Here is a 4,094-nt window from a genome sequence, read left to right as displayed (position 1 = left end):
CCGCGGCATGGCCCGGGAGGCTCGTGAAGACGGCCGGGGCATCGTGATCGCCGTCGGGGGAGACGGCACTGTTCGTGCGGTCGCCGAGTCGCTGGCGGGTTCGGAGACCGCCCTCGGGATCGTTCCGCAGGGCACCGGCAACCTCCTCGCCCGCAATCTCGAAGTGCCGCTGAACAACGTCGCCGCAGCCCTCCAGAGGGTTCGGGACGCGGAGCCGCGTCGCATCGATCTCGGTTGGGTGTCATACGACGGCACCGAGCACGCGTTCGCCGTCATGGTCGGGTTCGGGATCGACGCGCAGATGCTGGTCGAAACAGACGACGACCTCAAGTCGAAGGCCGGCTGGCTGGCCTACGTCGAGGCGATGGGTCGTGCCCTGGCCGGGACCGAGATGACCGACATCACCCTCGCCATCGACGGGGAGAAGGCCGTGGCGGTGCGTGGGCACACCATGCTCATCGGCAACTGCGGAATGGTGCAGGGTGGCATCCGTCTGCTCCCCGATGCCGTTCTCGACGACGGCAAGCTCGATGTGCTCATGATCAGTGCCGACGGCGCCCTGCAGTGGTTGGACACCCTGCGCTCCTTCGTCTGGGACAACGGCATCCGGCGGATCTTCGGGGCGACCGATGAGGCGGTCAGCACCGATTCTGCGCGCCACCTGCCCGTCGAGAACATCTCCGTGCAGCTGGAGACGCCTCTCATGTTCGAGATCGACGGCGAGGAGATGGGCGAGCTCTCCGCATTCGAGGTGCGCGTGGAAGCCAGCGCTCTGCTCGTACGCTGAAAGGTGTTCGGCCGGCGGACTGCGCGGGTCAGACGGCGGTGACCGGGGGCACGATCTTCCGGTCCTGAGCGGGGAACGTCACCTTCTGCACGATGATGATGATGCTCGCGGCGACCGGGATGGCGACGAGCGCTCCGAGGATACCGCCCAATGCGCCACCGGCGACCGCGGCGATGACCACGAGCGCCCCGGGAACCGCGACGGCCTTGCTCATGATGCGCGGCGAGAGCACATATGCCTCGATCTGCATGTAGATCAGGTAGTAGATGATCGCGATCAGTGCGGTCAGCGGCGAGACGAAGAGGCAGATCAGCGAGTTGATGATCGATGCCGTCAGCGTTCCCACCAAAGGGATCATGGATCCGATGAAGGCGATGAGGGCGAGCAGCGCGGGGACCGGCGCCCCGATGATGCTGAGGAAGATCAGGCTCAGGACGCCGTTGATGAGCGCCAGGCTGGCCTGCCCGATCACATAGCGCCCGACAGCGCCGGAGACGTCTTCGAGCAGGCCGCTGAAGGTTCCCCGCTGGTAGGCGGGGACGAAGCGCGCGGCCACATGCTTCATGCTCCGCAGGGACGCCATGAAGTACAGCGTCAGGATCAGGACGATCGTGATGCCGGTGAACCCACCGGCGATCCCTGCGCCGACCGCGAACACGCCACCGCCGATGTCGAGGAAGTTGTCCGGGTCTCCGACGAAGTCAAGGATGCCCTGGACGGCATCCTGGATGCTCGAGCCGAACTGGCCGCTGACGTCTTTGTACCAGGCGCTGGCCATGAAGTCCTCGACCATCTGCGGGCCGTCCTTGATCAGGTTGCTGATCTGCTCGACGAGGATCGGGACGATGGCGAGGATGATTCCCGCGAAGGCGAGGACCACACCGGCGACGACGATGGTGACGGCGGCCGGGCGCGGGAGTTTCTTCTCGATGAACGTGACGATCGGGTCCAGTCCGAGGGCGAGGAAGATCGCCACGCCGATGTAGACGAGCACGGTCGCGAGCTGACCGATGATGCTGCCGACCGCCAACGCGACCAGGACCCCGAGCGCACCGAGCAGACCGAACATGAACGGGTTCGTGCGCGCATATGCGGCCACCGCGTTCGACGGCTGTGACGGCGCGGCTTCCACAGGTGTGCGCGGTTCGGCCTTCGCGATCACTCTTCTACGGCGCATGGTTCCCCCGGTCGATGGTCAGACTCACCAGTTGATCATTCGTGTGCCCGACGGTCAAGCGCAGAGTCCGCGCGGCGGCGTAGTCGGTCGCCTCGGCACGGCTGCCGGACCGATATGGTGGGATCGAGGGCCCCGTACCCGGGGGGCCGGGCTGCGGTGGGGAACCGCATGGGGAGGGTTTCATTGTGCTGTGGGGACGCGTTTCACCGAGAGAAGTCGACCGGTCGTCGACGTTCGAACCCGACGCGCCACGTGCGCTCAGGGGGAAGCACACGCTGACTCGCTCGCGACGCCGCTGAGGTGGCCGGAGAGAACCGCCCGTCGCCCTTCCCGGCGCTGGGCGTCTGTCGAGCGCGATCGGGAGTCGTGTCGTGCCCGTGACGAGAGCGCGCACGCTGGCCATGTTCGGGAGCGTGCGCATCCGCGAGTTCGTGGCGGGGCGCGATGACGCGCGTTCGAGGCTCGACCGCGTGCCGGGACTGATCGGACTGCACAGTGTCCGCTCCGGCAGCATCGACATCGGCTCCCCGTCCGGAACAGTGCGACTGGCGGAGAACGATGCTTTTCTGCTCAACCACGATGCGACCGTTCTGACTTCGCCGCTGAAGCGACTGCGTCTGCTCTCGATCGTCCTGCCCGCGGAGGTGCTCGCCGGGTTCGCGGCGCCGGCGCCGGGCGAGATCCGGCCCGTGTCACCGTCGACGTCACTGCTCGACCCGGCGGTCGCGTTCGCCGAGCGGGCGGCCGTCGTGGACGCCGATCCGGTGAGCACCTTCGGGAGCTACTACCTCGAGCGTCTCCTGCAGGAGATGGTGCTGGGTGTGGCCGTCGAGGCCACCCGTGCCGCGGCGGCCGGCCTTCCGCCCGATCATCATCGCGATGCCCTGAACCTGATCACCGCGCAGGCGTCAGATCCTGTGCTGTCGCCGCGCGGCGTCGCCGAGCAGCTCCGGCTTTCCCTGCGTCAGCTGCAACGTGCGTTCCGGGCACAGGGTACGACGGTGGAACGGGAGATCCGCCGATCGCGCGTCGAGCATGCGATCGGTCTGCTCACGGATCCCGCGTACGACCGCCTGAGCATCGAGGAGATCGGTCGGTACTCGGGCCTCTCCGGCGGGTCGAGCCTGGCGCGGGCGATGGCGCAGGAGGGGCGGCGTGCCCCGTCGGAGGTCCGACGGCGACGAGAGGGGTGACCCCCGTCGGCGGTGCGCGTCATACCCAGCGCGACACCCCTGGTCGGGAAAGCGACATGTGCGTGCCGGACGGGAAGTGCCGGTCGTCCCCGCTGCCAGCATGACGGATGGCCGGCCGTACTCCCACTCGCGGCTGCCGCACGAGCGCGGAACCCGCCGCGCGATCCACACGGGTTCAGCGAGTGTGCCGATGCGTCGAAGCTCCGCGTGGCCAGTGCCACGCGGCGAGACGCCGTGACACCGGTCGCCCGAGTGGACGGTGCCTACCCCCAAGGAGAACATCGAGATGAATGAGAACGAGCACCAGCGCGGTACCGGCTTCGACCGCCGCACCGTGATCAAGGCGGCGGCCTGGTCGGCACCGGTCATCGCGGTAGCCGTCGCCACCCCGCTCGCCGCCGCGAGCGAGAACACGCCCGACCCCCAGCCGCAGCCGGCCCCTGGAGGGGGGCTCTCGTCTTGGCAGGGCGGCACCTCGGTCCAGACCTGGACGGCTACGCAGCCGAACCGCGTGCAGGTGAACACGGGGCAGACCCTCGGCTTCAACGCTTTCGACGGCACCACCGGCGACATGGAGCCGGCGGGCAAGTTCACGTCGGGGACCGCCACCGTCACCGTCGCGTGGGGTGCCGGTAACGGCGTGACCAACCCGGGCAGCTACCGCATCCAGGAGCAGAACCTCCACGGATGGACCCGCGTCGGATCGCTTCCGGCCGACGGCACCTCGGGGAGCGTGACCTACACCTACAGCGGTGTGCTGAACGGCGCGGAGAATCTCGTGCAGCTGCCGGTGCTCTGGCTCCTGCCGTCCGCAGGGGGTGCGCTCGTCGACACGTACGTGAACACCACGCTCTCGTCGGACTTCCTCAGCGAGAAGACCTCCGGCTCGAAGGTGCCGTAACCACCGCGTATCGACGTCGTGATCGGAGAAGCGGGG

Annotated in this window: 4 protein-coding genes; 3 read left to right on the top strand and 1 reads right to left on the bottom strand. The window is 68.0% G+C overall.

What is annotated here, in order from left to right; genetic code table 11:
- A partial coding sequence (locus ACNPM4_RS09565; protein WP_448985512.1) for a diacylglycerol/lipid kinase family protein occupies window positions 1–787 on the top strand: 787 nt, incomplete at its 5' end.
- Between the two features lie 28 nt (window positions 788–815).
- Here the strand turns inward: ACNPM4_RS09565 and ACNPM4_RS09560 are convergent.
- Window positions 816–1,964, bottom strand: coding sequence for an AI-2E family transporter (locus ACNPM4_RS09560; protein ID WP_029261807.1), 1,149 nt, complete (start codon window positions 1,962–1,964; stop codon window positions 816–818).
- Between the two features lie 377 nt (window positions 1,965–2,341).
- Here ACNPM4_RS09560 and ACNPM4_RS09555 point away from each other — a divergent pair, with 377 nt between their 5' ends.
- On the top strand, window positions 2,342–3,157 hold the full coding sequence (locus ACNPM4_RS09555; RefSeq protein ID WP_448985511.1) for a helix-turn-helix domain-containing protein: 816 nt from the start codon (window positions 2,342–2,344) through the stop codon (window positions 3,155–3,157).
- A gap of 286 nt (window positions 3,158–3,443) precedes the next feature.
- Window positions 3,444–4,058 carry a hypothetical protein gene (locus ACNPM4_RS09550; protein WP_448985510.1) on the top strand — a complete coding sequence of 205 codons (615 nt, stop codon included), beginning with the start codon at window positions 3,444–3,446 and terminating at the stop codon, window positions 4,056–4,058.
- Window positions 4,059–4,094: the final 36 nt, after the last annotated feature.

The sequence above is a fragment of the Microbacterium umsixpiens genome (assembly GCF_053543675.1).
The sequence above is the reverse complement of the archived record's forward strand: the minus strand, read 5'-3'. Positions and strand labels throughout refer to the sequence as shown.